At 69.6% G+C, this 23,732-nt stretch carries 22 protein-coding genes and 1 riboswitch; of the genes, 12 read left to right on the forward strand and 10 right to left on the reverse strand.

The window, feature by feature from the left end; genetic code table 11:
• Positions 1-599 precede the first annotated feature (599 nt).
• Both ATK30_RS25790 and ATK30_RS25795 read right to left on the reverse strand, forming a co-directional pair.
• Positions 600-1,103 carry a methylated-DNA--[protein]-cysteine S-methyltransferase gene (locus ATK30_RS25790; protein ID WP_101437781.1) on the reverse strand — a complete coding sequence of 168 codons (504 nt, stop codon included), beginning with the start codon at positions 1,101-1,103 and terminating at the stop codon, positions 600-602.
• 11 nt (positions 1,104-1,114) lie between these two features.
• Complete coding sequence (locus ATK30_RS25795; protein WP_101437782.1) at positions 1,115-2,524, reverse strand: DNA-3-methyladenine glycosylase 2 family protein; 1,410 nt, start codon at positions 2,522-2,524, stop codon at positions 1,115-1,117.
• 114 nt (positions 2,525-2,638) lie between these two features.
• Here ATK30_RS25795 and ychF point away from each other — a divergent pair, with 114 nt between their 5' ends.
• Together ychF and ATK30_RS25805 are read left to right on the forward strand one after the other, a co-directional pair.
• The gene (gene ychF / locus ATK30_RS25800; RefSeq protein WP_101437783.1) at positions 2,639-3,721 is read left to right on the forward strand and encodes a redox-regulated ATPase YchF; all 1,083 of its coding nucleotides are present in this window, start codon (positions 2,639-2,641) and stop codon (positions 3,719-3,721) included.
• A gap of 466 nt (positions 3,722-4,187) precedes the next feature.
• Entirely contained in the window at positions 4,188-5,132 is a 945-nt protein-coding gene (locus ATK30_RS25805; RefSeq protein ID WP_101437784.1) for an alpha/beta hydrolase, read from the forward strand.
• Positions 5,133-5,195: 63 nt separating this feature from the next.
• Here the strand turns inward: ATK30_RS25805 and ATK30_RS25810 are convergent, their stop codons facing one another.
• The gene (locus tag ATK30_RS25810) at positions 5,196-5,786 is read right to left on the reverse strand and encodes a cysteine hydrolase family protein (RefSeq protein WP_101437785.1); all 591 of its coding nucleotides are present in this window, start codon (positions 5,784-5,786) and stop codon (positions 5,196-5,198) included.
• Between the two features lie 101 nt (positions 5,787-5,887).
• Between ATK30_RS25810 and ATK30_RS25815 the strand changes: the two genes are divergently transcribed.
• Positions 5,888-6,865, forward strand: coding sequence for a GlxA family transcriptional regulator (locus ATK30_RS25815; protein ID WP_101437786.1), 978 nt, complete (start codon positions 5,888-5,890; stop codon positions 6,863-6,865).
• Positions 6,866-7,142: 277 nt separating this feature from the next.
• Here ATK30_RS25815 and ATK30_RS46930 read toward each other — a convergent pair whose 3' ends face one another.
• Positions 7,143-7,265: a hypothetical protein gene (locus tag ATK30_RS46930; RefSeq protein ID WP_279630019.1), complete on the reverse strand. Its 123-nt coding sequence runs from the start codon at positions 7,263-7,265 to the stop codon at positions 7,143-7,145.
• Positions 7,266-7,660: 395 nt separating this feature from the next.
• A complete protein-coding gene (locus ATK30_RS25820) occupies positions 7,661-7,951 on the reverse strand; it encodes a 4a-hydroxytetrahydrobiopterin dehydratase (protein WP_101437787.1) in 291 nt (96 codons plus the stop codon).
• Between the two features lie 24 nt (positions 7,952-7,975).
• Positions 7,976-8,087: riboswitch (TPP riboswitch) on the forward strand.
• Between the two features lie 31 nt (positions 8,088-8,118).
• On the opposite strand from ATK30_RS25820, the gene ATK30_RS25825 reads away from it, so the two are divergent.
• The 3 genes from ATK30_RS25825 to ATK30_RS25835 are packed head-to-tail and all read left to right on the forward strand — an operon-like array spanning position 8,119 to position 11,803.
• The gene (locus tag ATK30_RS25825) at positions 8,119-9,186 is read left to right on the forward strand and encodes a thiamine ABC transporter substrate-binding protein (protein WP_101441076.1); all 1,068 of its coding nucleotides are present in this window, start codon (positions 8,119-8,121) and stop codon (positions 9,184-9,186) included.
• A complete protein-coding gene (locus ATK30_RS25830) occupies positions 9,162-10,799 on the forward strand; it encodes an ABC transporter permease (RefSeq protein ID WP_244194727.1) in 1,638 nt (545 codons plus the stop codon). Before ATK30_RS25825 ends, ATK30_RS25830 begins: the two co-directional genes overlap by 25 nt.
• Positions 10,799-11,803 carry an ABC transporter ATP-binding protein gene (locus ATK30_RS25835; protein ID WP_101437788.1) on the forward strand — a complete coding sequence of 335 codons (1,005 nt, stop codon included), beginning with the start codon at positions 10,799-10,801 and terminating at the stop codon, positions 11,801-11,803. The genes ATK30_RS25830 and ATK30_RS25835 overlap by 1 nt, the downstream gene beginning before the upstream one ends.
• Positions 11,804-11,812: 9 nt before the next feature.
• Here the strand turns inward: ATK30_RS25835 and ATK30_RS25840 are convergent, their stop codons facing one another.
• From ATK30_RS25840 to ATK30_RS25850, 3 genes are read right to left on the reverse strand one after another with little or no spacing between them, the layout of a single operon-like run.
• On the reverse strand, positions 11,813-12,691 hold the full coding sequence (locus ATK30_RS25840; protein ID WP_101437789.1) for an ABC transporter permease: 879 nt from the start codon (positions 12,689-12,691) through the stop codon (positions 11,813-11,815).
• 34 nt (positions 12,692-12,725) lie between these two features.
• Positions 12,726-13,733: an ABC transporter ATP-binding protein gene (locus ATK30_RS25845; RefSeq protein ID WP_101437790.1), complete on the reverse strand. Its 1,008-nt coding sequence runs from the start codon at positions 13,731-13,733 to the stop codon at positions 12,726-12,728.
• Positions 13,730-14,824, reverse strand: coding sequence for a LolA family protein (locus ATK30_RS25850; RefSeq protein ID WP_101437791.1), 1,095 nt, complete (start codon positions 14,822-14,824; stop codon positions 13,730-13,732). Before ATK30_RS25850 ends, ATK30_RS25845 begins: the two co-directional genes overlap by 4 nt.
• Positions 14,825-14,969: 145 nt before the next feature.
• Here ATK30_RS25850 and ATK30_RS25855 point away from each other — a divergent pair, with 145 nt between their 5' ends.
• Genes ATK30_RS25855 through ATK30_RS25865 form a run of 3 tightly spaced genes read left to right on the forward strand, consistent with a single transcriptional unit; the run spans position 14,970 to position 17,427 of the window.
• Positions 14,970-15,680, forward strand: a complete 711-nt coding sequence (locus ATK30_RS25855) for a response regulator transcription factor (RefSeq protein WP_167442007.1) — start codon at positions 14,970-14,972, stop codon at positions 15,678-15,680.
• Positions 15,677-17,002, forward strand: a complete 1,326-nt coding sequence (locus tag ATK30_RS25860; protein ID WP_101437793.1) for a sensor histidine kinase — start codon at positions 15,677-15,679, stop codon at positions 17,000-17,002. The genes ATK30_RS25855 and ATK30_RS25860 overlap by 4 nt, the downstream gene beginning before the upstream one ends.
• Before the next feature lie 23 nt (positions 17,003-17,025).
• Positions 17,026-17,427 carry a (deoxy)nucleoside triphosphate pyrophosphohydrolase gene (locus ATK30_RS25865; RefSeq protein ID WP_101437794.1) on the forward strand — a complete coding sequence of 134 codons (402 nt, stop codon included), beginning with the start codon at positions 17,026-17,028 and terminating at the stop codon, positions 17,425-17,427.
• A gap of 21 nt (positions 17,428-17,448) precedes the next feature.
• Here the strand turns inward: ATK30_RS25865 and trpS are convergent, their stop codons facing one another.
• Complete coding sequence (gene trpS, locus ATK30_RS25870) at positions 17,449-18,414, reverse strand: tryptophan--tRNA ligase (protein WP_101437795.1); 966 nt, start codon at positions 18,412-18,414, stop codon at positions 17,449-17,451.
• Positions 18,415-18,590: 176 nt separating this feature from the next.
• Between trpS and ATK30_RS25875 the strand changes: the two genes are divergently transcribed.
• The gene (locus ATK30_RS25875; protein ID WP_101437796.1) at positions 18,591-18,890 is read left to right on the forward strand and encodes a YciI family protein; all 300 of its coding nucleotides are present in this window, start codon (positions 18,591-18,593) and stop codon (positions 18,888-18,890) included.
• A gap of 328 nt (positions 18,891-19,218) precedes the next feature.
• On the opposite strand, the gene ATK30_RS45390 is transcribed toward ATK30_RS25875, so the two are convergent.
• Positions 19,219-19,377, reverse strand: a complete 159-nt coding sequence (locus ATK30_RS45390) for a hypothetical protein (protein WP_167442008.1) — start codon at positions 19,375-19,377, stop codon at positions 19,219-19,221.
• 220 nt (positions 19,378-19,597) lie between these two features.
• Here ATK30_RS45390 and typA point away from each other — a divergent pair, with 220 nt between their 5' ends.
• On the forward strand, positions 19,598-21,529 hold the full coding sequence (gene typA, locus ATK30_RS25880) for a translational GTPase TypA (RefSeq protein WP_101437797.1): 1,932 nt from the start codon (positions 19,598-19,600) through the stop codon (positions 21,527-21,529).
• 243 nt (positions 21,530-21,772) lie between these two features.
• Positions 21,773-23,470: an ABC transporter family substrate-binding protein gene (locus tag ATK30_RS25885; protein WP_463672428.1), complete on the forward strand. Its 1,698-nt coding sequence runs from the start codon at positions 21,773-21,775 to the stop codon at positions 23,468-23,470.
• The last annotated feature ends 262 nt before the right edge of the window (positions 23,471-23,732 follow it).

A 23,732-nucleotide genomic window follows, 5' to 3' on the forward strand; every position in this document is an offset into this window, starting at 1 on the left:
CCGTCGGTGGCAGCTGTGGTCAGCTGCCGTGCCGATGGCGGGCTGTGGCTGCCGTTGCGGTGGTGGGCTGTGGTCGGTGGCCGCAGCGGTCGGGGCCCGAGCCGGGTGCTGCGGTGGTCGGCGGTCGCAGTGGAGGTGGGCCGAGCAGCGCTGTCGGCGGGAACAGACGGCCGTCAGGCGCGGTCGGCCAGCAAACTCCGCCACGCGCGGCGGCTCCGCGCCGCCACCTTGACCGCGTTCGCCCGCGGGCGAACGCGGTCGAAGCCAACCGCAACGCGGCCCGAGCCAACCGCGACGTCGTCCGAGCCAGCCGTGACCGGCCCGAGCGAACTGCGACCTGGCCGGAGCCAGCCGCGACGCGGCCCGAGCGAACTGCGACCTGGCCGGAGCCAACCGCGACGTCGTCCGAGCCAGCCGTGACCGGCCCGAGCGAACCGCACCCTGGCCCTAGTCAGCCGCAACGCGGCCCGAGCGAACCGCACCCTGGCCCTAGTCAGCCGCAACGCGGCCCGAGCGAACTGCGAGCTGGCCCGAGTCAACCGCGACCCGGCTCGAGCCAACTCCAACGACCTCAGCCGACTCCGGCCTCTCGTGAACCGTCAGGCTGACTCTTCGTGGTGCAGAAGCCACCGCTTCGCGTCCACGCCCCAGCGGAAGTTGCCGATCGCTCCGCCGGTCCGCACGACTCGGTGGCAGGGCACGAACAGGGCAGCCGCGTTGCGGGCGCAGGCGGTCGCTGCCGCGCGGACTGCGGAGGGGTTGCCGGAGAGGGCGGCGTACTCCGCGTAGCTCACTGGGCTTCCTGCGGGGACCTTGCGCAGCATCTCCCACGCGTGCTCGCGGAAGGGGCCGGATCGTTGCCGTACCTCGATGTCGGCCACGGCGTCGAGGTCGCCGCCGTGGTAGCGGCGGATCGCGGCGGTTACCGGGCCCAGGTCGCGGCGTTCAGTGAGGGTCGTCGGGGCTAGGGACGGTGAGATGAGCGGCGTCAGTTCGGCGACGTCGCCTGTCCAGCCGGAGGCCAGTACGGCACCGTCGCCGGTTGCGACTGCGGTGAACGGGCCGATCTTGGTGTCCAAAGTGGACCAGAAGGCGGTGGGCACGGAAAGTCTCCTCAAGCGGTTCGGGAACTGAGATAGCGGCTGGCGTAAGAACTCCACGGCTGCCAGTCGCGCGCGGACGTCGCCACGTCGATGCCCAGCTCGGCTGCACCGCGGCGGACGGCTGGGTCGGCGGTCAACAGGACGTCGGGGGCGCTGAGCAGGCGCATCACGACGTAGTCGGCGGTGCCGGGATCGACGCCGGCTGCGAGCATTTCGGCGCGCAACTCGTCGGCGTCCCGGCCCACGTGCAGGTCTAGTTCACCGGCGACGATCGCGGCGGCGACCTCCTTGACCAGCGGCTTCACGTCGGCCTCGGCGATGGCTGACGGGCTCGGGAACAGGGTCGTCAGGGCGTCCATGGGCGGGTCGGCGGGCGGGACTGGCTCGCCAAGTTCGACGACGTCGGCCACGTCCTCGCCCAGCAGGGCGCGGAGCAGAACTTCCGGGCCGTCAACGGCACCCGGTACGCGGATGCCTGGAGTGGCGGCGACCAGCGGGGCCAGCGCCGAATCAGCGGAGAGCACGCGTGAGACGGCTTCCGGGTCGGCGTCCAGGTCCAACAGCCGCCGCACTCGGCTGACGGCGCTGCTCAGGTCGCGCAGATCCGAAAGGGCCAGGTCGCACTGCACGTAGCCAGCGCGCGGGCTGACCCACACCGAGCCCGGGCCGTGGGGCAGCCGCAAGGTGCGGCCGTAGCCGTCGTCCGAGACGGCTTCGATGCCCGGCAGCGCCCGGGAGGCGTGGTAGTTCAGCACGCCCGCGGCGTCGAATGGGGCACGGAACGGCAGGCGGAGGCTGAGCCGCGTCGCGCCGGTGGGTTCGCTGCGGTTTCCGCGGCGCAGGCTCGCCGCGCGCAGCTGTGACGGGGTTGTCGCGAACACCTCGCGGATCGTTTCGTTGAACTGCCGGATGCTGGAGAACCCGGCTGCGAACGCGACGTCCGTGAGCGGCAGTTGCGACATCTCGATCAGCAACCGCGCCGAGTGGGCGCGATGGGCTCGAGCGAGGCGGATCGGACCCGCGCCCAGCTCGGCCGTCAACACGCGGCCGAGCTGGCGTTCCGAGTAGCCGAGCTGACGGGCCAAGCCGGGCACACCCTCGCGCTCGACCAGGCCGTCCGAAATCAGCCGCATCGCGCGGGCGGCCAGGTCGGCGCGCACGTTCCAATCCGGCGAACCCGGGACCGCGTCCGGCAGGCAGCGGCGGCACGCGCGGAAACCACCGGCCTGTGCGGCGGCCGAAGTGGGGTAGAAACGGACGTTCTGCGCCTTCGGCGTGAGCGCCGGGCAGGACGGGCGGCAGTAGATGCCCGTGGTGCGCACCGCCATGATGAACTGGCCGTCGAACCGCTGGTCGCGGGCGGTCACCGCGCGGTAGCAGCGCTCGGTGTCCCGCCAGATCGGGATGGTCGAGGTAGCCATGCCGTCGATGATGCCAGCAGGTGAGAGCCCTGACTGGCGGAAAACCGACACGACGTTGCGGCCGCGCTCACCGGGTCGGCGGGGGCCCGCGCGCAGCACGTAGACTTACCGGCCGTGAGTCTCACCCTCGGTATCGTCGGCCTGCCCAACGTCGGCAAGTCCACCCTGTTCAACGCGCTGACGCGCAACGACGTGCTCGCCGCGAACTACCCGTTCGCCACGATCGAGCCCAACGTCGGCGTCGTGCCGCTGCCGGACCCGCGGCTGGACAAGCTGGCCGAGGTCTTCTCGTCCGAGAAGATCGTGCCCGCCGTGGTGTCCTTTGTGGACATCGCGGGCATCGTGAAGGGCGCCTCCGAGGGGGCCGGGCTCGGCAACAAGTTCCTCGCGAACATCCGCGAGGCCAACGCGATCTGCCAGGTCATCCGCGTGTTCGACGACCCGGACGTGGTGCACGTCGACGGCCGGATCGACCCGATGTCCGACATCGAGACGATCAACACCGAGCTGATCCTCGCCGACCTGCAGACGCTCGAGAAGGCGCTGCCGCGGCTCGAGAAAGAGGCGCGCACCAAGAAGGAAGCGCGGCCGGCGCTCGAAAACGCCCAGAAGGCCAAGGAAATCCTCGACTCCGGGCGCACGCTGTTCCAGGCGCAGAAGGACGTCGACGGCGAGGCGCTGCGCGAACTGAGCCTGCTCACCACGAAGCCGTTCCTGTACGTCTTCAACGCCGACGAGGCCGTGCTCACCGACGAGGCGCGCCGCGAGGAGCTGGCGAAGCTCGTCGCGCCGGCGGACGCGGTGTTCCTCGACGCCAAGGTCGAAGCCGAACTGCTGGAGCTGGACGACGAGGAGTCCGTCCGCGAGCTGCTGGAGTCCGTCGGCCAGATGGAACCGGGCCTGCACGCGCTGGCCCGCGCCGGTTTCCACACGCTCGGCCTGCAGACGTACCTCACGGCCGGCCCGAAGGAATCGCGCGCCTGGACGATCCCGCAGGGCGCGACCGCCCCGCAGGCCGCCGGCGTGATCCACACGGACTTCGAGCGCGGCTTCATCAAGGCCGAGGTCGTGTCGTTCGAAGACCTCGTCGAGGCGGGCTCGATGGCGGCCGCGCGCTCGGCGGGCAAGGTCCGCATGGAGGGCAAGGACTACGTGATGGCGGACGGTGACGTCGTGGAGTTCCGCTTCAACGTCTAGCCTCGCCAAAAGGCGTAGCTGTCGCTTCCGGCACGCATAACCGAGCAGGCATGACTTCAGGTCGGCAACCGGGGTCTCTGACGGGAGGTAGCCCCGCCGTTAGCGCCAGCACGCTTTCGCAGTTTCTGGCACTGCTCGGACTCACCAGGTGCTGACGAGCGACCTGGCCGCGGCGTCGGCATCCCGGCCCGAAAGCCGCGCGGCCATGGCGGTTTTCAGCAAGGTTGCCGCCTGCGCGAAGATCATTTCAGACGAATCGACCAGGTCGAAGCCTGCGCGGTCGATTGTGAGTGTCCCGGCTGGGAGGCCGGGCCTTCCGCTTCAACGTTTGAGCCGCGCCGCCGCGCATGTTCTTTCCTGGGAAGGATCCTTCCTAGGAAAGAACCCGAACTGGTACCCCTTCGCGCCTTGAACGACTGTGGAAGTCAGACCGGGGAAACGCCCCGGGCCTGACTGAGGAGGCTTCATGGCCACCGGCACCGTCGAGCACGTCAAGTTCCGTAATCGCGACATGTACTGGGACATCGCGGCGGATCTGCATTTTCCGCCGGGCTTCGACGAGTCCAAGACCTATCCCGCGATCGTCGTGGCGCATCCGATCGGCAGCTGCAAGGAGCAGACCTCCGGCAACGTCTACGCACCTGCCCTCGCGGAGGCCGGGAACGTGGTCATCGCGTTCGACGCCAGTTTCCAGGGCGCGAGCGGCGGCGAACCGCGGTTCCTCGAGGACCCTGCTCAGCGTGTCCAGGACTTCAGCCGCGTCGTCGATTACCTCGTGACTCTTCCGTACGTCGACGCCGACCGGATCGGCGTGCTCGGCATCTGCGGCGGCGGTGGGTACACCCTCGCGGCAGCGAAGACCGAGAAGCGCTTCAAGGTCGTGGCGTCCGTCACCGGTGCCAACTTCGGACGGCTCCAGCGAGAGATGGCGGGGCAGAACGGCGGCGTCATCCAGGCGCTCAGCACGATCGGCCAGCAGCGCACCGCGGAGGCGCGCGGCGAGCAGAGCGCGGTCAACGGGTTCCTGCCTGAGACGGCTGAGGCCGCGAAGCAGACCGGAGACATCGACATCATCGAGGCTTTCGAGTACTACCGCACCGACCGCGGGCAGGCGGAGCACGGCTGCGTCCTGTTCGAGGCCGCGCACGGCACGGCGGTGCTGGGCTGGGACGCGTTCTACCTGGCCGAAGAACTGCTCGACCAGCCGCTGCTGATCGTGATCGGCGACAAGGATAAACAGGGCGCGTTCGGTGCTTACCGCGACGGCCACGAGATCTACGAGCGGGCCGCGTCCGCCGACAAGACTCTCCTTGAGATCGACGGTGCTTCGCACTACGACCTGTACGACCGTCCGAACGGGGCGGGCGAGGCGTTGAAGACGATCGTTCCCTTCTTCAACGACAAGCTCTGACCCGCAGTTCCGAACGAGTCGACCATCGCCTCGGCAGGACGGCGGTCCTGCCGAGGCCAGTGTTCAGCTCAGTTCGGCGACGCTGGGAACGACCACGCCGTACAGATCTCCGATGGTCGCCAGCGCGCTGGCGTGCAGCTGGTCAGCGCTCACTTCCCCGGCCGGAGTCGGCAACGGCCGCGTGGCGCAGGCGTCGGCGACGACGGTCGGGTGGTTGCCTCGCAGGAACGCGCCCTCGGTGGTGAACGTGACGCACATGTTGGTCATGAACCCGGCGATCACCACGTTCTTGTGCCCGGCCGCGTCGACCTTCTCGCCTAGGTCGGTGTTCACAAACGAGTTCGGCGCGCCCTTGACGACGACCGGTTCGCCCTCGATCGGAGCGACGTCCGGGTGGATGTCGCCGATTTCGGCTCGGATGTCGTACGGCGTGCCCTCGCCGCTGTCGTGGGCGACGTGGATCACCTTCGCTCCGGCGGCGCGGGCCTTGGCGAGCAACTCTTTCGCCGCGGTCAGTGCCGGCCGCCAGCCTTCCAGCTCCATCACGCCGCGGGTGTAGGTGTTCTGGTAGTCGACCAGGATCAGCGTCGCGTCGGCCAGCGTCGCCGGGGTCTGGTCGAGACCGCTTAGCTCCCGCAGCGTTTTCCTTGCCATAGTGGGGTTTCCTCTCGTTTCCGTTCCGCACGACCGACGCTAGACTCGGCGTCGGATGTCGGCAATGACATGCGAAGCGCAGAAACCGACATGGGAGTGCGATGAAGAGGCTGCTGGTCGTCGTCCTGTTCGACCAGATCGACCTGCTCGACGTGACCGGTCCCGCTGAGGTGTTTTCCTTGCTCCAGCGGGAAATGAGCCGTCCGACCGGCTACGAGGTGGTGCTCGCGGCGGAGACGCTGGAGCCGGTGACCACCTCGGCCGGGGTGCGCGTCGTGCCGGACGTGACCTTCGCGGAGCTGTCCCGGAAGGCGATCGACACCCTGATCGTGCCCGGCGCGGTGACCACCAGGGAGAACGGGAAGGTCATCGCCCGATGCGACCCAGCGGTGGTCGAGGAGGTCCGTCGCCTGGCCGCGCGGACGCGCCGGGTGGCGTCCGTCTGCGTCGGCGCGCACATCCTCGCGGCGGCGGGGCTGCTCGACGGCAAACGCGCCACTACGCACTGGTCGACCGCCCGGCAGCTTGCCGCGGAGCATCCAGAGGTGACCGTCGACGCGGACCCGATTTTCATCCGCGACGGTTCCGTGTGGACCGGTGCCGGGCTGAGTGCTTGCCTCGATCTCGCGCTGGCCTTGGTGGCCGACGATTTCGGCCCGAAATTGGCTTCGCGGGTGGCTCGTCAGCTGGTGATGTTCCTGCGGCGGCCGGGCGGGCAGAGCCAGTTCAGCGTGTCACTGGAGCCCGCGTCCGCGACCCGGCGGGTGGACGAGCTGCGGCAGTACATCGCGGCTCATCTGGCCGATCCGCTGACGGTGTCCGATCTCGCCGCGCATGCGCACGTGACGGATCGGCAGATCACGCGGGTGTTCAAGGCGGAGTTGGGGATGACGCCCGCCGCCTACGTCGAGCACGCGCGGGTCGAGGCGGCGCGGCACCGGCTGGAGACGACTGACGAGACGTTGTCACGGATTGCCGGGGTGTGCGGATTCGGCACTGTTTCGACGCTGAACCGGTCTTTTCGGCGGACTCTGAACACGACGCCTAATGAATACCGAGAGCGGTTCCGGATCGGTTAGTGGCAGCGGAATATTCCTTGCCACGGCCGCGCCGCCCTGGAGGTATCGCGACGACGTGCTGAGTTACACCTGCCACCTGGCGGCCTTGATGGCGGACGGCACCGATCTCAGCCAGGTCGAGGAAGTGCGCGCGCCGTCGGGCAGGACGCTCCCGTCGGCTCCGTGGCGTTCATGATCGCCTTCGCGGCGACCGTCGTGGTGCAGCTGAGGAAGGCCCGGCGGCGCAAGATCGCGGCGCTTCCGAAACCGACAGCTCGCCTCGTGAAGGGGCGACGCTTCAGGTGGCGGTGAACCCCGAGAACCCGGCCGAATCAGTCCCCGAGGGGACGACCGGGTCCGGGGTGATCGGCTGCGCGTCGATCGCGATCGGGATCATCGGGATCGCCATGTTCTGGTTCATCCGGATGTTCCCGCTGCCGTAACGGCTCAGCCGAGCAGGCCGAGCACCACCATCGACAGGAGGACGACGGTGGGCGCGAACACCGCGACCCAGGTGCGCTGTGCGGCGGTGAGCTGGGCGGATGTGCTGTTCATGGCGGGTCCTAGCGGGGCGAGTGCCGATGATTACCGCTGGGTTAGCGCCTTGATCTAGCTCACCGTTACCGCTTGTGATCAAGGTCACGGCGGTTGCGCGCGGTGTGCCACAGCACCCCGCCCGCGGCGGCCACCATCAGGCCGAACGAACCCATTCCCACCACGAGTGCCTGGACCATGCTGGCCTCCTTTCGTCGCGTCTGTTCGGAAGACGCGCGAAGGGGCCGTTCATGGTGCCAGGGTTGCCGACGTCACACCTGGTCAGCGGGCCGCCACGACCTCGTCGATCTGCTTGGCCAGTGCGAAATCGCGTTCGGTCAGGCCGCCTTCGGAGTGGGTGCTGAGGCGGAAGGTCAGGGTGCGCCAGCGGATGTCGATGTCGGGATGGTGGCCGGCCTCCTCGGCCAGTTCGGCCACCCGGTCCACCACCTCGATCGCCGCCGGGAAGGACGGGAGTTCGGTCGTCCGCACGATGGTGTCGCCCTCGCGCCGCCACTCCGGAACGGTGCCGAGGGCCTTCTCCACTGCCGAGTCGTTCAATAGCTGAGTCATCCCTCCATGGTGTCGGCTACGCTGCGGCATTGCCACGGGAGTCCGGTACGCCGGGCTGAGAGGCGGGCCGTCAACCCGCGACCGTTCGCACCTGGATCCGGATCATGCCGGCGTAGGGAGGCCGTATCGCTCTCCCTTATCCGGCGCAGTGCAGGAGGGGAAGAATGATGTCGCGGACCGTCCGCACGGTGGTGGGCCTCGCCACGGTCTCGGTGCTCGCCAGCGCCTGCTCGCTGTCCGGCGGCGACTCCGGCGGGTCGTCCGCGAGCTCGGACCAGCAGACGCCGACCGTCACGCTGGTCACGCACGATTCGTTCGCTGCCCCGCAGGACGTGCTCGACGCCTTCCAGCGCCAGTCCGGGATCAAGCTCAAGATCCTCAAATCCGGCGACGCCGGCGCGCTCACGAACAAGCTCGTCCTCACCAAGGGCAGCCCGATCGGCGACGTCGCGTACGGCGTCGACAACACCTTCGCCTCGCGTGCGCTCAACGAGGGCGTCTTCCAGCCCTACACGAGCCCCGAGGCCGACCGCGGCCCGCAGCGCTACTCCGTGGACCCGCAGCACCGGCTGTCGGCGGTCGACCTCGGCGACGTCTGCGTGAACATCGACCCGGCGTACTTCGCGAGCAAGGGCCTCCCGGAGCCGAAGAGCTACGACGACCTCGCCGACCCCAAGTACAAGGACCTGACCGTCGCGGAGAGCCCGGCCACCGCGTCGCCGGGGCTGGCCTTCCTGCTCGGCACGGTCGCGAAGTACGGCGAGGACGGCTGGAAGGGCTACTGGCAGAAGCTGAAGGACAACGGCCTCAAGACCGTCAGCGGCTGGGAGGAGGCCTACACCAAGGACTTCTCCGGCTCGTCGGGCAAGGGCCCGCGGCCGATCGTCGTGTCCTACGCCTCGTCGCCGGCCGCGGAGGTCGGCGAGGACGGCAAGCCGCGGACCAAGGCGCTGCTCGACACGTGTTTCCGCCAGGTCGAGTACGCAGGGGTGCTCACTAACAGCAAGCAGATCCCGCAGGCGCAGAAGGTCGTCGACTTCCTGTTGTCGCAGCAGTTCCAGACCACCGTCGCGGCGAACATGTACGTCTACCCGGCACGCCAGGGCGTCGAACTGCCCGCCGGCTGGGCCACCGCGGCTCCGCTGCCGCAGGCGCCGGCCACCATGCCCGCGGACAAGGTGCAGGCAGGCCGGGAGAAGTGGATCGGGGAATGGCGCTCGCTCATGGGCGCGTGATCCCCGCGCGCACTATCGGGCTCACGCTGCTCGGCCTGCTGCCGGTCGCGTTCCTGGTGGTGTTCTTCGCCTGGCCGGTCGTCGCGATCGTCGGCCGGGGGTTTTCCGCGGGCGGCGTCGACACCGTGCTCGGCGACCCGCAGACGTGGCGGCTCGCCGGATTCACGCTGGCCAGCGCGGCCGCGTCGACCGTGGTCGCGGTGCTCGCCGGGCTGCCGGTCGCGTATCTGCTGGCGAGGGTCCGGCTGCCCGGGGTCGGATTGGCGCGGACGATCGTGCTGGTGCCGTTCGTGCTGCCGACCGTCGTCGTCGGCCTGGCTTTCCGGGCGATCTGGCCGGACGGCGGCGTGCTGCCGCTCGTCCTGGCCAACGCGTTTTTCAACGTCGCGGTCGTTGCGCGCACGGTCGCCGGGCTGTGGACGCACCTCGATCCGCGAGCGACCGAGGCCGCGCGGGCACTCGGTGCCTCGCCGTGGCGGGCGTTCCGGTCGGTGACGTTGCCCGCGCTCGGCCCGGCTGTCGCGTCTGCCGCCGCGGTGGTGTTTTTGTTCTGCGCCACCAGTTTCGGTGTGGTGTTGATCCTCGGCGGCGGGACTTACCGGACGCTCGAAACCGAGATTTACCTCCGGACGGTCGACCTGCTCGACCTCTCCGGCGCGGCTGCGTTGTCGTTGATCCAGTTCGCGGCCGTCGTCGCCGCGCTGGTGCTGGGGGCGATGGCGCGCCGGAAGCGGGAGAACGCGGTGAAGCTGCGGTCCGCGCAGGTGACCGCACGTCGGCCGCGCGGCGGGGAGTGGTGGACGGTCGGTGCCGCGGTCGTGGTGCTCGGTCTGCTGCTGACGCCGATCGTCTCGCTGCTCGTCGAGTCGGTGTCCGGTTCGGACGGATGGAGTCTCGCCGGATACCGGGCGCTGAACACCGTCGGGCAGAACGGCGCGCTGCAGGTATCCGGCTGGATCGCGGCACAGAATTCGCTCGCCGCGGCCACCGACGCGACGCTCCTGGCGATGGCCGTCGGGCTGGTCGCCAGCGTCGTGCTCGTGGCGCTTCGCCGTTCGCCGGGCGGGCTCGCGCGCGGGATGGGCGAGACCATGGACATCGCGTTGATGCTGCCGTTGGGCGTCTCCGCGGTGACCGTCGGCTTCGGTTATCTCGTGACGCTCGACGCGCTGCCCGGCGACCTGCGCACGTCGCCGCTGCTCGTGCCGTTCGCGCAAGCGCTGGTGATCATGCCGCTGGCGGTGCGGATGATCCTGCCGGTGCTGCGCGCGGTCGACGTCCGGTTGCGCCAAGCCGCGGCGACGCTCGGCGCGAGCCCGCTGCGAGTGTGGCGGGAGATCGACTTCCCGCTGGTCGCGCGGTCGGTGGTGGCCGCGGCGGGCTTCGGGTATGTCGTCGCGCTCGGCGAGTTCGGCGCGACCAGCTTCCTCGCCCGGCCGGACGCGCCGACGCTCCCGGTGGCCGTCGCGACGCTGATCAGCCGGCCGGGGGAACTGAACAACGAGATGGCGTACGCCTCGTGCGCCCTGCTCATGGTGGTGACTGTGGCGGCGGTGGCGCTGATCGACCGGTTCGGTTCGGTCCGCGGCCGCAGTACGGTCGGGGAGTTCTGATGGCACTGACGGTACGGGACCTGACTGTCCACTATGGATCGTTCGCCGCGGTCCGCGACGCGAAGCTGGACATCGCCGACGGCGAGGTGCTGGCGTTGCTGGGCCCGTCCGGGTCGGGCAAGTCGACGTTGCTGCGCGCGATCACCGGGCTGGAGCCGGTGTCGTCCGGTTCGGTGTCCTGGGACGGCGCCGATCTCGCCGCGGTGCCGGTGCACAAGCGCGAATTCGGTCTGGTGTTCCAGGACGGACAGCTGTTTCCGCACCGCGACGTTGCCGCGAACATCGCGTTCGGTCTGCGGATGCACGGCGTGCCTCGCGAACGGCACGCGGCGCGCGTCGAGGAACTGCTGAAGCTGGTCGGCTTGGAAGGATACGAACGGCGACGGGTGACCGAACTGTCCGGCGGCCAGGCGCAGCGGGTCGCGCTCGCTCGCGCGCTGGCTCCGGAACCGCGTTTGCTGCTGCTGGACGAGCCACTGTCCGGATTGGACGCTGGACTGCGCGAGCAGCTGGCGATCGATCTGGCGGATCTGTTGCGGCGCAGCAAGATCACCGCGCTGCTGGTGACGCACGATCAAGAGGAAGCGTTCACGCTCGCCGATCGCGTGGCGGTGCTCGACGCCGGGGAAATCCGGCAGGAGGGCGCGGTCCGGTCGGTGTGGAACAGGCCGGTGGACGACACCGTGGCGCGCTTCCTCGGCGTCACTACGTTCCTGGACGGCACCGCGGTCGAGGGCGTGGTGCGGACCGAGCTGGGCACCGTTGAGCTGGAAGTGGACGACGGCCCCGTCCGGCTCGGCTTGCGCCCGCACGGCTTGAAGGTCTCCGCCGAGGGCGTGCCAGGCGAAGTGACCGCGGCGGTGCACCGGCGGGAGCATTTGCGGCTGGTCGTCCGGTGCGGCGAGTCCACTGTGGACGCGATCGCCCCGGCCGGAGCGGACTTCCGGGCGGGCGACCCCGTCCGGCTCGAGCCGGATCCGGACGGGATCGCCGTGGTGGGCTGAACCCCCAGGTCAGCCGTCCCGGGTGGCGAGGCGCCCGTAGGCGAGCGATAGCCCGACCACGATGTAGCAGAGCGCGCGGACCGCGCCCTCGCCGATCATCGACAGCGACATCGGATCCTGCAGGACCGACGCCGGGGCCAGCGTCCAGTTTTGCGTGAGCAGGAACGGGTGCAGCCACTTCAGCGAGTCGAGGAAGCCGAGGATGGTGAACACGATGTTCGCGGCCAGCACCGAGGCGACCACGAGCATCGGATGCTCGGTCCAGCTCGACACCGCCAGCGCGATCGCGCCGACCGCCCACAGCTGCAGCACGATCCAGCCGCCGACGAGCAGGATCCGCAGCAGCGCCTCGCCGAGCGACAGCGTGGTGCCCGACAGGGTGAACAGCGAATCCGTGCCGTTGATGATCAACCCGGTGGCCACGCCGGTCACGCACATCGCGAGCACCGCGACCACGGACACCGTCGCCACGCCGAACGCCTTGACCGCCAGCAGTCGTCCCCGGCTGACCGGCGCGATGAGCCAGCCGCGGAGCGTGCCGTGCGCGGCCTCACCGGCGATCGCGTCCGCTCCCGCCATCGCGGAAGCGAGCGGCAGCAGCAGCGTCAGCGTCATGACCATCGCGGCGATCGGCAGCACGAACGCGTTGTTGACCGCCGACACCAGCAGCGCGCCGCCGCTGTCGTCCGGTGCGTTGCTCCCGGTGTTCTGCCCGACCAGCGTGAGGCCGATCCCGATCACGATCGGCACCAGCGCCAGCAGCCCCAGCACCGCGAGCGTGCGCGGCCTGCGGAAGATCCAGCGCAGTTCCGCGGCGATCAGCCGGGTCACCGGCACCGTGTCGTGCCCGGTCCGGCTCACCGGCACCGCAACAGCCGCGGCAGTCATTTCGCCTCCCCGGGAATAAGTACGTCGGTGGCAGTCATGACTGATCCCCCTCGGCTTCGTCGCCAGCCGCCGATTCCCCTTCGGTCAGCCGCGCGAACAGGTCCTCCAGCCCCGTCCGCGCCCGGGTCGCCTCGTGCACCTCGACCCCCGATTGCACGAGCACCTGCAGCACTCGCGGCGCGGGCGTCGCGGTGAGGTCGGCACGGACGCCGTCCGGAGTGAGCCGGGCCCCGATCCGGTTCTCCCGCAACACTTCCACCGCCTGCTCGGCGTCCGGCGTGCGCACCAGCAGCGCGGCGTTCCCGGACTCCAGCAGATCCGCCAGCTCGCCCTGAGCGACCACCGTGCCGGACTGCAACACCGCCACGTGCGTGCAGGTCGCTTCGACCTCGGCCAGCAGATGCGAGGAAACCACCACGGTCACGCCGTCAGCGTGCAGATCGGCGATGATACGGCGGATCTCCCTGGTACCCGCCGGATCCAGACCGTTGGTGGGTTCGTCGAGCACGACCATCCGGCGCGGCACCAGCAGTGCGCTCGCCAATCCGAGCCGCTGCTTCATGCCGAGCGAATAGCCCTTGTACCGGCGGCGCGCGGCGGCCGTCAGCCCGACGCGGTCCAGCGCGGCGTCGACCGCGCCGGGGATCGCGGACGACGCCAGCCGCGGTTCGGCGGCGGCGAACCGCAGCAGGTTGTCGCGTCCGGACAGGAACGGGTGGAAGCCCGGCCCCTCGACCAGCGCGCCGACGTCCGGCAGTGCGTGCGCGGACTCCTCGGGCATGGTGTGCCCGAGCAATTCGACCTCGCCGGCGGTCGGGCGGACGAGCCCGAGCAGCATCCGGATCGTCGTCGTCTTGCCCGAACCGTTGGGCCCGAGCATGCCGAGCACGGCGCCCTCGGGCACGTCCAGGTCCACGTGGTCCACCGCGACCGTGCTGCGGTAGACCTTGCGCACCCCCCGGGTGCGCGCGGCCAGCGGGACCGCCGGGGCGGGCACCTCGTCCGAGATGCCCGCCCCGGTTTCGACCGCGGTGCTGGTCACTTGGCGCCCAGCGCTTCGTAGAGAACCTGCTCCGGGACCGCGCCGGCGGCGAACCGGCCGTCGTCGGTCAGGACCGCGCCGCCCACCTTCGTGGTGAAGAGGTAGCCGCTGCCCCACGGGCCGTTGACCCGCTTGGCGAACCGGCTCAGCATCTTCTGCACGTCAGGGCCCTTTTGCTCGCCCTGCGCCTGCTTCTGCTTCATCAGGTCCGCGGGCACCTTGCCGGTGACGACGGTGTCCCAGCCGTCGCCGACGACCTTGGTGGCCTGCTTGGCCTCGTTCGCGAGCGCCTTGTCGCGCTCGTCGATCTTGGCCTGCTTCTCGGTCACCTTCGCGCCCTTGGGCGGGGTGAAGGCGAACAGGTCGGGCGACTGGTCGGCGAACTCGATCTTGCTGAACGCCAGCTCCAGCGCCGGGGAGGTGGTTCCGTTGCTCAAGACCGAAAGCCGCAGCGGCATCCGGGTCTGCGAGTCGATCGCGACGCGGATCTCGCGCAGCAGCGTGCGTTCGGACGGCTTCGGCGTCAGGACCAGCTCGTAGGCCGGCCGGTCGGCGACCGTGGCCGTGCCGTCGACCGCGACGTTGCTGCTCTCGCGCACCTTGGCGAGCAGTTCCTTGGCCGCGGTGGACGGGTCGGCGCCCTTGCCCTCAGCGCCCTCGGCCGCCTTGTGCTTGGTCGCGACGTCCGCCGGGACCGTGGTCTTGGTCGCGCTGTTGGTCTTGGAGTCGTAGTCCCACACGGTGTTGCCGTTGTGGATGATCGTTTCCTGCGCCTGCCCCTTGGTGAGCGACACCTTCGTCTTGCCGGCGCCGTCGCTGAACACCTGCGCCGAGTCGACGCCCAGCGCGCTCGCCCCCGGGATCGCGCCCGTCGCCATCTTCGGCAGGCCGAGGTCGTTGCTCACCGTGACCGTGCCGTCGAACGGCACTGGTTTCGCGGTGGCCACCGACTGGACCAAGTCCTCCGCGCTGACCTGCGGCAGCTTCGGCGCGTCCCCCGCCGAGGCAGGCATCGCCACGACAACCAGCCCGCCCACGCCGAGCGCGGTGCCGACGACGGCCGCGGTGATGGCCTTCTTCTTCGGATCCATCTCGTCTCTCCCTGTGTTCCCGGGCTTTGGTGGGCCCGGCTCCCGGTGCAGACGTTCCCCTGCCGAGGCTGAGATACCCCTGAATGGTCGGCCCGTTCAGCTGAGATGGCACTGAGAGTACGCGCGTCAACTGCACAAACCGGCCATGATGAGGATCGTGAAACCTCGGGTGCTGGTGGTCGACGACGAACCTGGCGTGCGCAAGGCGCTGCAACGCGGCCTGCGCGCGGAGGACATGGACGTGGTCACCGCCGCGGACGGGCCGACCGGGCTGCAGCTCGCGCGCACCGGATCGTTCGACGTCGTGCTGCTGGACATCATGCTGCCCGGCTTGTCCGGCTATCGCGTGCTGGAACGCTTGCGCGCGGAGAACGTGGCCACGCCGGTGCTGCTGGTGTCGGCGAAGGACGGCGAGATCGACCAGGCCGACGGCCTCGACCTCGGCGCGGACGGTTACCTCGTGAAGCCGTTCTCGTTCGTCGTGCTGGTCGCGCAGGTGCGGGCGGTGCTGCGGCGCGTCGGGCCGGACGCCTCGCGCGGCGCGCTGAAACTCGGTGCGCTGGAGGTCGACCGGGCGCTGCGGCAGGTGCGCTGGGACGGTCAGGAAGTGCCGTTGAGCCCGCGCGAATTCGGCTTGCTGGAGGTGCTCGTCGGCCGCGCGGGGACGGTCGTGACGAAGGACGAATTGCTGCGCGCGGTGTGGGGCGAGGAGCAGGCTGTCACGCGGAATCTCGTTGAGGTGTACGTGGGTTACGTGCGGCGCAAGCTCGACGCGGTCGGCGCGGGTTCGATTCTGCGGACGGTGCGCGGGCACGGCTATCTCGCCTCCGACGACCAGCTTGACGAGGTCATGTGACCGGCTCGCCGTCGTCGTGGTGGAGCCGCCGTTCGCTTCAGGTCCGGATCACCGTGCTGGCCGCGGCGATCACCCTCGGCTGCCTGCTGGGCCTCGCCGCACTGGCGGCGAACAAGCTCGACCCGCTGCTCACTGATTCGGTCGACAAGGAACTGATCGCCGCGCTCGGCCCGGCTACTCGAGCGGTCTCCGCCGGGACACCGCTGACCTCGGCGGACCCGGTTTCGGTGCGGGTGCTGGACATCTCGGGTGATCCGGCGGACGGGCAGGCCCGGCCGAAGCTGAGCGAGCACGACGTCTCGCAGCTCAAGGCGGGTTTGCCGGTGCAGTCCGACGGATCGCGCTGGCGCGGCCAGGTGGTCAGCACGCCGAACGGGAGCCAGCGGCTGGTCGTCGCCGGGGCCGGGCTGGTCGGCTTCGCCGCCGCGGTGCATTACGGCGGGTTGTGGCTGGTCGTGGTCGCGCTGGTCGGAGCGCTGGTCGCGGGGCTGGCGACCTGGTTGGTCGTCCGGCTCGCGCTGCGGCCGGTGGCGCGGATGCGCGGGCTGGTGCGTGCGTTGCCGCCGGGCTCGCGGCTGCCGCTGCCGACGTCGCACGACGAAATGCGCGCGCTGGCCGAGGAATTCAACGCGCTGCTCGAACGCCAGGAAGAGGTCAGCCAGCGGCTGCGCCGGTTCACCGGCGACGCGGCGCACGAGCTGCGCTCGCCGGTCGCGTCGATCCGGGTGCAGGCCGAGGTGGCCGTGACAAACCCCGATCCGGAGCTGGCGCAGGAAACGCTCTCGGACATCCTCGAGGAGTCGGAGCGGCTGTCCGGGCTGCTCGACGGTTTACTCGCGCTCGCTCGTTCCGACGCGGGCGAGGTGCCGCCCGCGGAACCGGTCGAGGTGGTGTCCGAGGTCCGCGCGGCGGTGCGGCGGCTGCCGCCCGGGACGCCGGACACGCGGGTGAGCAGTGCGGTGGCTCAGGCCTGGGCGTCGGCAGCGCACCAGGAGGTCGAACTGGTGCTGGACAACCTGCTGCGCAATGCCTGCCGGTACGCGTCCGGGCAGATCGTGGTGTCCGTGCTGGCTTCGCGTTCGAAGGTGCGGGTCGTGGTGGACGACGACGGCCCGGGCATCGCGCCCGAGCACCGGAGCAAGGTGTTCGACCGGTTCTACCGGGTGTCCGACGACCGGGCGCGCTCGTCCGGCGGAACCGGGCTGGGCCTGGCGATGGTCGCCGAAACAGTGCGCCGCCGAGGCGGTCAGGTGCGCGTCGGCGAATCGCCGGACGGCGGCGCGCGGTTCGAGGTCACCTGGCGGGCGGGCGCGGACCGGTGAATCCGGTGGGGGAGACTGAGCGCATGGACGCGGTCATCGTCGGGGCGGCACTGGTGCGCGACGGCAAGCTTCTTGCCCAGCAGCGGGCTTGGCCGCCGCATCACGCGGGACAGTGGGAACTGCCGGGCGGGCGCGTCGAGGAGGGCGAGACCGAGGCCTTCGCGCTGGCTCGGGAATGCCACGAGGAACTGGACGTCGTGGTCACCGTCGGCGACCGGGTCGGCCCGGAAATCCCGCTGCCGGGCGGAAAAGTGCTGCGCGTGTACTCCGCCGCGCTGCTGTCTCCTGGAGACGAACCGCGCGCGGTCGAACACACCGCACTGCGCTGGGTCGGAGAAGACGAACTGGACGATCTGGACTGGCTCCCGGCGGACCGGGACCTGCTGCCCGCACTGCACGCCCTCGTGAGTGCTGATTCCCAGTAGAACCAGCACTCACGAGGCTCTTCAAGCAGCCCCGACCATCCGCAGCGCCGCCGACACCCGGTGCGAGCTGCGATCGATCGCCCGTTCCGCACCCGCCTTGCGAACCCGCTCCAACTCGGCGACGTCGTCCAGCAACGCACGCGTGCCCTCTCGCACCGGACGCAACTCCTCGATCACCGCGTCAGCGACAGCGTCCTTGAGCACGCCGTACGACGGGTACTTCTCGGCCAGCTCCGCAGGTTCGCCGCCCACGCAAGCGGCCAGGATCTCCAGCAAATTCGAAATCCCCGGCCGGTTTTCCGGGTCGTACGCGGGTGCGGAATCGCCGTCCGTGCGCGCCTTGCGAATCTTGCGCCGAATCTGGTCCGGCTCGTCGAGCACGAACACGACCCCCGCGGAATCCTGCGCGGACTTGGACATCTTCCGCGTCGGCTCAGCCAGGTCCTTCACCCGCGCACCAGCAGGCGGCAACGTCGCCTCCGGAACGACGAACACCTCGCCGTACGTGGAGTTGAACCGCCGGGCAAGCGTGCGCGCCAACTCGACGTGCTGCCGCTGATCCTCGCCGACCGGCACCTCGTCCGCGCCCTGCAGCAGAATGTCGGCCGCCATCAGGACCGGATAGGTGAGCAGACTGAGCCGAACACCGGCCTGTCCCTTGGATTTCTCCTTGAACTGGATCATCCGCGCGGCCTCGCCGTAGGAGCAGGTGCACTCCAGCACCCAGGTCAGCGCCCCGAGCTCCCGCGCGAGATCGGACTGCACGAACACCCGCTCCGGCGCGATCCCCGCGGCGACCAGGACGGCCAGCTGTTCGGTCGCCAGCGACCGCAACTTCGCCGGATTGTGCGCGGTGGTCATCGCATGCAGGTCAGACACGAAATACAGATCGTCCGGCCCGCCTTCAGCCGCCCAGCGACGCAACGCGCCGAGGTGGTTGCCGAGCTGAACGTGACCGGACGGCGTGATGCCGGACAACTGGACCATCGGGTTTCCTCTCCCTGGATGTTCTGACCCCGGGAGCAGGCACGAAAAAAGCCGCCCACCGGGGCGGCCTTCGCTGGATTTTTCAGCGCAGAGCTACGGGGCCGCCACGAGGCGGCCACCACTGAGTGCTCTGGAAACGCATGCGGCGAGCCTAGCACCAGGCTACGGTTCGAACCATGTTCGTCGTCGTGCTCACGTACATCGTTCCGCTAGAGGAAATCGACCGCGCCCTCCCGGCCCACAACGAGTGGCTCACGAAGCAGTACGAAGACGGCCATTTCCTGGCCTCCGGAGGCCAACGGCCCCGCACCGGCGGCGTACTGATCACCCGCCCGATGGAACGCGCCCAGCTGGACGCGATCCTGGCCACCGACCCCTTCGCGATCGGCAAGCTGGCCACCTACGAAATCATCCACTTCCAGCCCACCCGGACCGCCCCGGAACTGAACCTGGTGAACGAACTCCTGGACAAGTAGCGCGGACCGGGAGGGGCCTCTTCACGAACCACCCGCCCACCCCGGAAACGACCGGATTGCGCGCTATCCCGGCAGCCGCGCAACCAAGCACCCAACCCGCGCACCCGCACGACCAAACCGCCACCGACGCCCGCCAACCATCGGTGCACCCACACCCTCCCCCGCACCCCGATACGAAGCCTCCTCTGCGGTCTGGGGGTGCTTGTCAAGGCATCTTTCCCGCCTTGACAAGCACCCCCAGACCGTCAGCACAATCCAGCTTCGGGCTGCCCCACGCACACGAACCGACAGCAATGTCGCCCTCAGGGCGACGAGCCGAAACCCCGACTCAAGCAGCCTTAGCCACCCCAGCCTTGGCCTTCTTCAAAGCCAAAACCGGACACTTCTTGCACCGGTCCTTGGACCGGCAGCACTTCTTCTTGACCTTCCCGGCCTTCATCAGCTTCCGCACCACAGCCCGAGGGTCGTCCGCGTGCTTCTTGCCCATCGCGCGCTCCTCAAACCGGCGGCCAGCAGTACCCATAAGGTTAGGTGAGCCTAACCGATCATGGGGCGTGGCGCTCCTCACACCGACCGAGCAGGTATCCTGATGAAGTCCGCGTGTGGCCAAAGCCGGTCAGCGAGAGCCGGTCTCTGTGCCCGGAGCCCGTGATCTCTTCTTCGCCGCGCGGCGCCACCCGCCTTCTTTCGAGTTCAGGAGTCTTCGCGTGCCCGCAGCCAGCGCCACCGCGGTCGAAACCGGCCGCGCGTCCGGCAAGACCCGGCCCGACCTGCGCAACGTCGCGATCGTCGCCCACGTCGACCACGGCAAGACGACCCTGGTCGACGCCATGCTCCGCCAGTCCGGCGCCTTCGCCGAACGCGCCGAGCTGGTCGACCGCGTGATGGACTCCGGTGAGCTCGAGCGGGAAAAGGGCATCACCATTCTCGCGAAGAACACCTCCATCCACCGCCAGACCGCCGACGGCACGGTCACCATCAACGTGATCGACACCCCGGGCCACGCCGACTTCGGCGGCGAGGTCGAGCGCGGCCTGTCCATGGTCGACGGCGTCGTGCTGCTCGTCGACGCGAGCGAGGGCCCGCTGCCGCAGACCCGCTTCGTGCTGCGCAAGACGCTCGAGGCGAAGCTGCCGGTCATCCTGCTCGTCAACAAGGTCGACCGGCCGGACGCGCGGATCTCCGAGGTCGTCGAGGAGACCCACGACCTGCTGCTCGACCTGGCGGGCGACATCGAGGACGCCGACCTCGACGCGATCCTCGACCTGCCCGTCGTCTACGCCTCCGCGCGCGCCGGCAAGGCGTCGCTGGAGCAGCCCGAGGACGGCGGCCTTCCCGACAGCGAAAACCTCGACCCGCTGTTCGAGACCCTGCTCCAGCACGTCCCGGCCCCGGCCGCGGACCTGGACGCCCCGCTGCAGGCGCTCGTCACCAACCTCGACGCGTCGAACTTCCTCGGCCGCATCGCGCTGATCCGCATCCACGCCGGCAAGCTGCGCAAGGGCCAGACCGTGGCCTGGATGCGCGAGGACGGCACCGTGCAGAACGTCCGGATCTCGGAGCTGCTCGTCACCGAGGCGCTCACCCGCGTCCCGGCGTCCGAGGCCAGCGCGGGCGAACTGGTCGCGATCGCGGGCATCCCGGACATCACCATCGGCGACACCCTCGCCGACCCGGAGAACCCGGTCGCGCTGCCGCGGATCACCGTGGACGAGCCCGCCATCTCGATGACCATCGGCGTCAACACCTCGCCGCTGGCCGGACGCAACGGCGGCGACAAGGTCACCGCGCGGCTGGTCAAGGCCCGCCTCGACCAGGAGCTGATCGGCAACGTCTCGATCCGCGTCCTGCCCACCGAGCGCCCGGACACCTGGGAGGTGCAGGGCCGCGGCGAGCTGGCGCTGGCCATCCTGGTCGAGCAGATGCGCCGCGAGGGCTTCGAGCTGACCGTCGGCAAGCCGCAGGTGGTGCTCCGCACGATCGACGGCAAGCTGCACGAGCCGTTCGAGCGGCTGTACATCGACTCGCCCGAGGAGCACCTCGGCGCGATCACGCAGCTGCTCGCGTCCCGCAAGGGCCGCATGGAGGACATGAGCGGCAATGGCACCGGCCGGATCAAGCTGGTCTACGTGCTGCCGTCGCGCGGCCTCATCGGCTTCCGCACCGACTTCCTCACCGAAACCCGCGGCACCGGCATCGCGAACCACGTGTTCGAGGGCTACTTCCCGTGGGCGGGCGAGATCCGCACCCGGCACAGCGGCTCCCTGGTCGCCGACCGTTCGGGCCCGATCACCGCGTACGCGATGATCCAGCTCGCCGACCGCGGCACGTTCTTCGTCGAGCCCGGCGCGGAGGTGTACGAGGGCATGGTCGTGGGCGAGAACCCGCGGTTCGAGGACCTCGACATCAACATCACCAAGGAAAAGAAGCTGACCAACATGCGGCAGTCGTCCGCCGACGTGATGGAGACGCTGGCCCGCCCGCGCAAGCTCAGCCTGGAAGAGGCGCTGGAGTTCTGCGCGAGCGACGAATGCGTCGAGGTCGCGCCGGAGGTCGTGCGGGTCCGCAAGGTCACGCTCGACATCAACACCCGCGCCAAGGAGCGCTCGCGGGCCAAGAGCCGCGACAACAACAGCTGAACCTCGCTCAGGTGAAAAAGGGCGCCTCCCATTCCCGGGAGGCGCCCTTTCGCGTGAACCCCGACGGCCCTTCGCGCGTCCACTCTTATGGCGGTATCCACTCCGATGTCACGGAGTGAAGGCCGATGTGGGAATCTCGATGTCGGCCCCCGCCCTGGCATGGCAGCATGTCCGCTCGGACCACGGAGCGCGGCGGGAACTTTCAGGAGGACGAGCGTGCGATTCGGACGCCGGCTGGGGCCGGTGCTGGCGCTGGCGGGGGTGCTGCTCGCCGCGTGTTCGAACACCCCGCCGCCCCCGGTGGTCACGTCGGCCCCGCCTTCGAGCACGACCAGCGCGGCGGCGCAGTCGCAGATCGTGGTCGGCGTGGACGACGTCGTCGGCGGCTACAACCCGCACAGCATCGCGGACGCGTCGACGATCACCACGGCGCTGTCGCAGCTCCTGCTTCCCTCGGTGTTCCGGCAGTCCGACGACGGCACGCGCACCCTCGACAAGACGCTGATGGTCTCCGCCGACGTCGTGTCGCAGGTGCCGTTCACGGTGAAGTACGTGATCCGCCCGGACGCCTCATGGTCCGACGGCGCTCCGATCGCCACCGAGGACTTCATCTACCTCGCCAACGCGATGAAGACGAACCCCGGCGTGATCGAACCGGCCGGGTACCGGCTGATCTCGGACATCGAATCCCGCGACGGCGGCAAGGGCGTCGAGGTCACCTTCAGCAAGCCGTATCCGGCGTGGCAGACGCTGTTCGACAATCTGCTGCCGCAACACCTGCTCAAGGACTCGCCCGGCGGCTGGACGAACGCCCTCGCGACGAGCTTCCCCGCGGTCGCCGGACCGTTCGCGATCAAAACGATCGACACCGCTCGCGGTGAAGCGACCCTCCAGCGCAACGACCGCTACTGGGAAAAGCCGGCCGCAGTCGACACCTTGATCCTCCGCCGCTCCGACGCGTCCGGCATCGCGACGGCCCTGCGCAGCGGCAACGACCAGTTCTCCTTGACCCACACCGATTCCACCGGCCTGCAGCTGCTGAACGACCTGGGCTCCGCGGTCAAACTGCATACGCTGCCGCGTCCGTTGACCGCGTCGGTGCTGCTGCGTCCCGTGAGCGCGACGCTTTCCGATCCCCAAGTCCGCGCGGGAATCGCCGCACTGCTGGACCGCGGAAAGCTGATCACCGCCGGGGCGAAGGGCGGCCCGTCCGCGACGCTGAAAGCGGACGCGCAGGTCCTGCCGCCTTCGGCAAAGGGTTACGCGGCCACCATTCCGGCTGGCCCGCCCGCCGCGCCGGACCTGGCGAAGGCCGAGCAATACTTCACCGCCGCCGGGTACAAAAAGGAAGCCGGCGTGTGGCGCAAGGGAAACGAGACGCTGTCGATCGTGCTCGCGTCGCCCGGCGAACAGGAACCGTACGCGTCGATCGCGAAGGAACTGGCGTCGGAGCTGGTCGCGGGCGGCATCGAGGTCAACCAGATCACACCGCAGCCGCGCGACCTGTTCTCGTCCCTGCTGGCCATGCCGGTGGTGAACGGAAAACAGCAGGCGAGCCCGGACTCGAACAGCACCGTCGGAGTCGACATCGCCGTCGTGGGCCAACCTGTCGACGGCGACCCGGCGACGGTCCTGGCGTCCAACTACGGCTGCGCCCCCGAGGCCGCGCCCGTCGACAAGACAAAGCCCGTGATACCAGCCAATCCCGCGGGCCTGTGCGACCACGGCCTGCAAGCGACGATCGACTCCGCGCTCACCGGCTCCGTCACCGACTCGCTCAAGACGCTGGAACCGCAGCTGTGGTCCCAGAACGTCGTGATCCCGTTGTTCCAGGAAGCCGAGACTTTGGCCATCGGCAAGGGAATCTCCGGCCTGACGCCGGGGCCGCCGATGCAGGGCCCGTTCGGCTCCGCCGTGAACTGGACCCGCGGCGCCACCTGATCGGGCCTGCAATCAGGTGTTCTCAGTAGCGCGGCGCGCGATGGGTTCGCTGTCGCGATGCTTGCCGAGGGCGATGCGGAGCACCGGCTGTGGCGAGACAGGCCGTGCGGCTCCGCTCCCCAACCCGCTCCCGGCCGCCGGGCTCGTTCGCCACAGCCAGCGCACCGGGCCTGCGAGGACGACCGCCCGCGCACCACGGAGAAAACCCTCAACGCCGCATTAAGTGCCCCCGATTAGGGGCAAGCCCTGCCGAACCGGCCGG

It is taken from the genome of Amycolatopsis echigonensis, from assembly GCF_002846615.1.
GTDB classification, from domain to species: Bacteria; Actinomycetota; Actinomycetes; order Mycobacteriales; family Pseudonocardiaceae; genus Amycolatopsis; species Amycolatopsis echigonensis.

Bases quoted from the DNA above. Each gene is read 5' to 3' on its own strand.
- ATK30_RS25795 (WP_101437782.1), bottom strand. From the start codon at position 2,524: ATGGCTACCTCGACCATCCCGATCTGGCGGGACACCGAGCGCTGCTAC.
- ATK30_RS25805 (WP_101437784.1), top strand. From the start codon at position 4,188: ATGGCCACCGGCACCGTCGAGCACGTCAAGTTCCGTAATCGCGACATG.
- ATK30_RS25810 (WP_101437785.1), bottom strand. From the start codon at position 5,786: ATGGCAAGGAAAACGCTGCGGGAGCTAAGCGGTCTCGACCAGACCCCG.
- ATK30_RS25815 (WP_101437786.1), top strand. From the start codon at position 5,888: ATGAAGAGGCTGCTGGTCGTCGTCCTGTTCGACCAGATCGACCTGCTC.
- ATK30_RS46930 (WP_279630019.1), bottom strand. From the start codon at position 7,265: ATGAACCAGAACATGGCGATCCCGATGATCCCGATCGCGATCGACGCG.
- ATK30_RS25820 (WP_101437787.1), bottom strand. From the start codon at position 7,951: ATGACTCAGCTATTGAACGACTCGGCAGTGGAGAAGGCCCTCGGCACC.
- ATK30_RS25825 (WP_101441076.1), top strand. From the start codon at position 8,119: ATGTCGCGGACCGTCCGCACGGTGGTGGGCCTCGCCACGGTCTCGGTG.
- ATK30_RS25830 (WP_244194727.1), top strand. From the start codon at position 9,162: ATGGCGCTCGCTCATGGGCGCGTGATCCCCGCGCGCACTATCGGGCTC.
- ATK30_RS25835 (WP_101437788.1), top strand. From the start codon at position 10,799: ATGGCACTGACGGTACGGGACCTGACTGTCCACTATGGATCGTTCGCC.
- ATK30_RS25840 (WP_101437789.1), bottom strand. From the start codon at position 12,691: ATGACTGCCGCGGCTGTTGCGGTGCCGGTGAGCCGGACCGGGCACGAC.
- ATK30_RS25850 (WP_101437791.1), bottom strand. From the start codon at position 14,824: ATGGATCCGAAGAAGAAGGCCATCACCGCGGCCGTCGTCGGCACCGCG.
- ATK30_RS25855 (WP_167442007.1), top strand. From the start codon at position 14,970: ATGATGAGGATCGTGAAACCTCGGGTGCTGGTGGTCGACGACGAACCT.
- ATK30_RS25865 (WP_101437794.1), top strand. From the start codon at position 17,026: ATGGACGCGGTCATCGTCGGGGCGGCACTGGTGCGCGACGGCAAGCTT.
- trpS (WP_101437795.1), bottom strand. From the start codon at position 18,414: ATGGTCCAGTTGTCCGGCATCACGCCGTCCGGTCACGTTCAGCTCGGC.
- ATK30_RS25875 (WP_101437796.1), top strand. From the start codon at position 18,591: ATGTTCGTCGTCGTGCTCACGTACATCGTTCCGCTAGAGGAAATCGAC.
- ATK30_RS45390 (WP_167442008.1), bottom strand. From the start codon at position 19,377: ATGGGCAAGAAGCACGCGGACGACCCTCGGGCTGTGGTGCGGAAGCTG.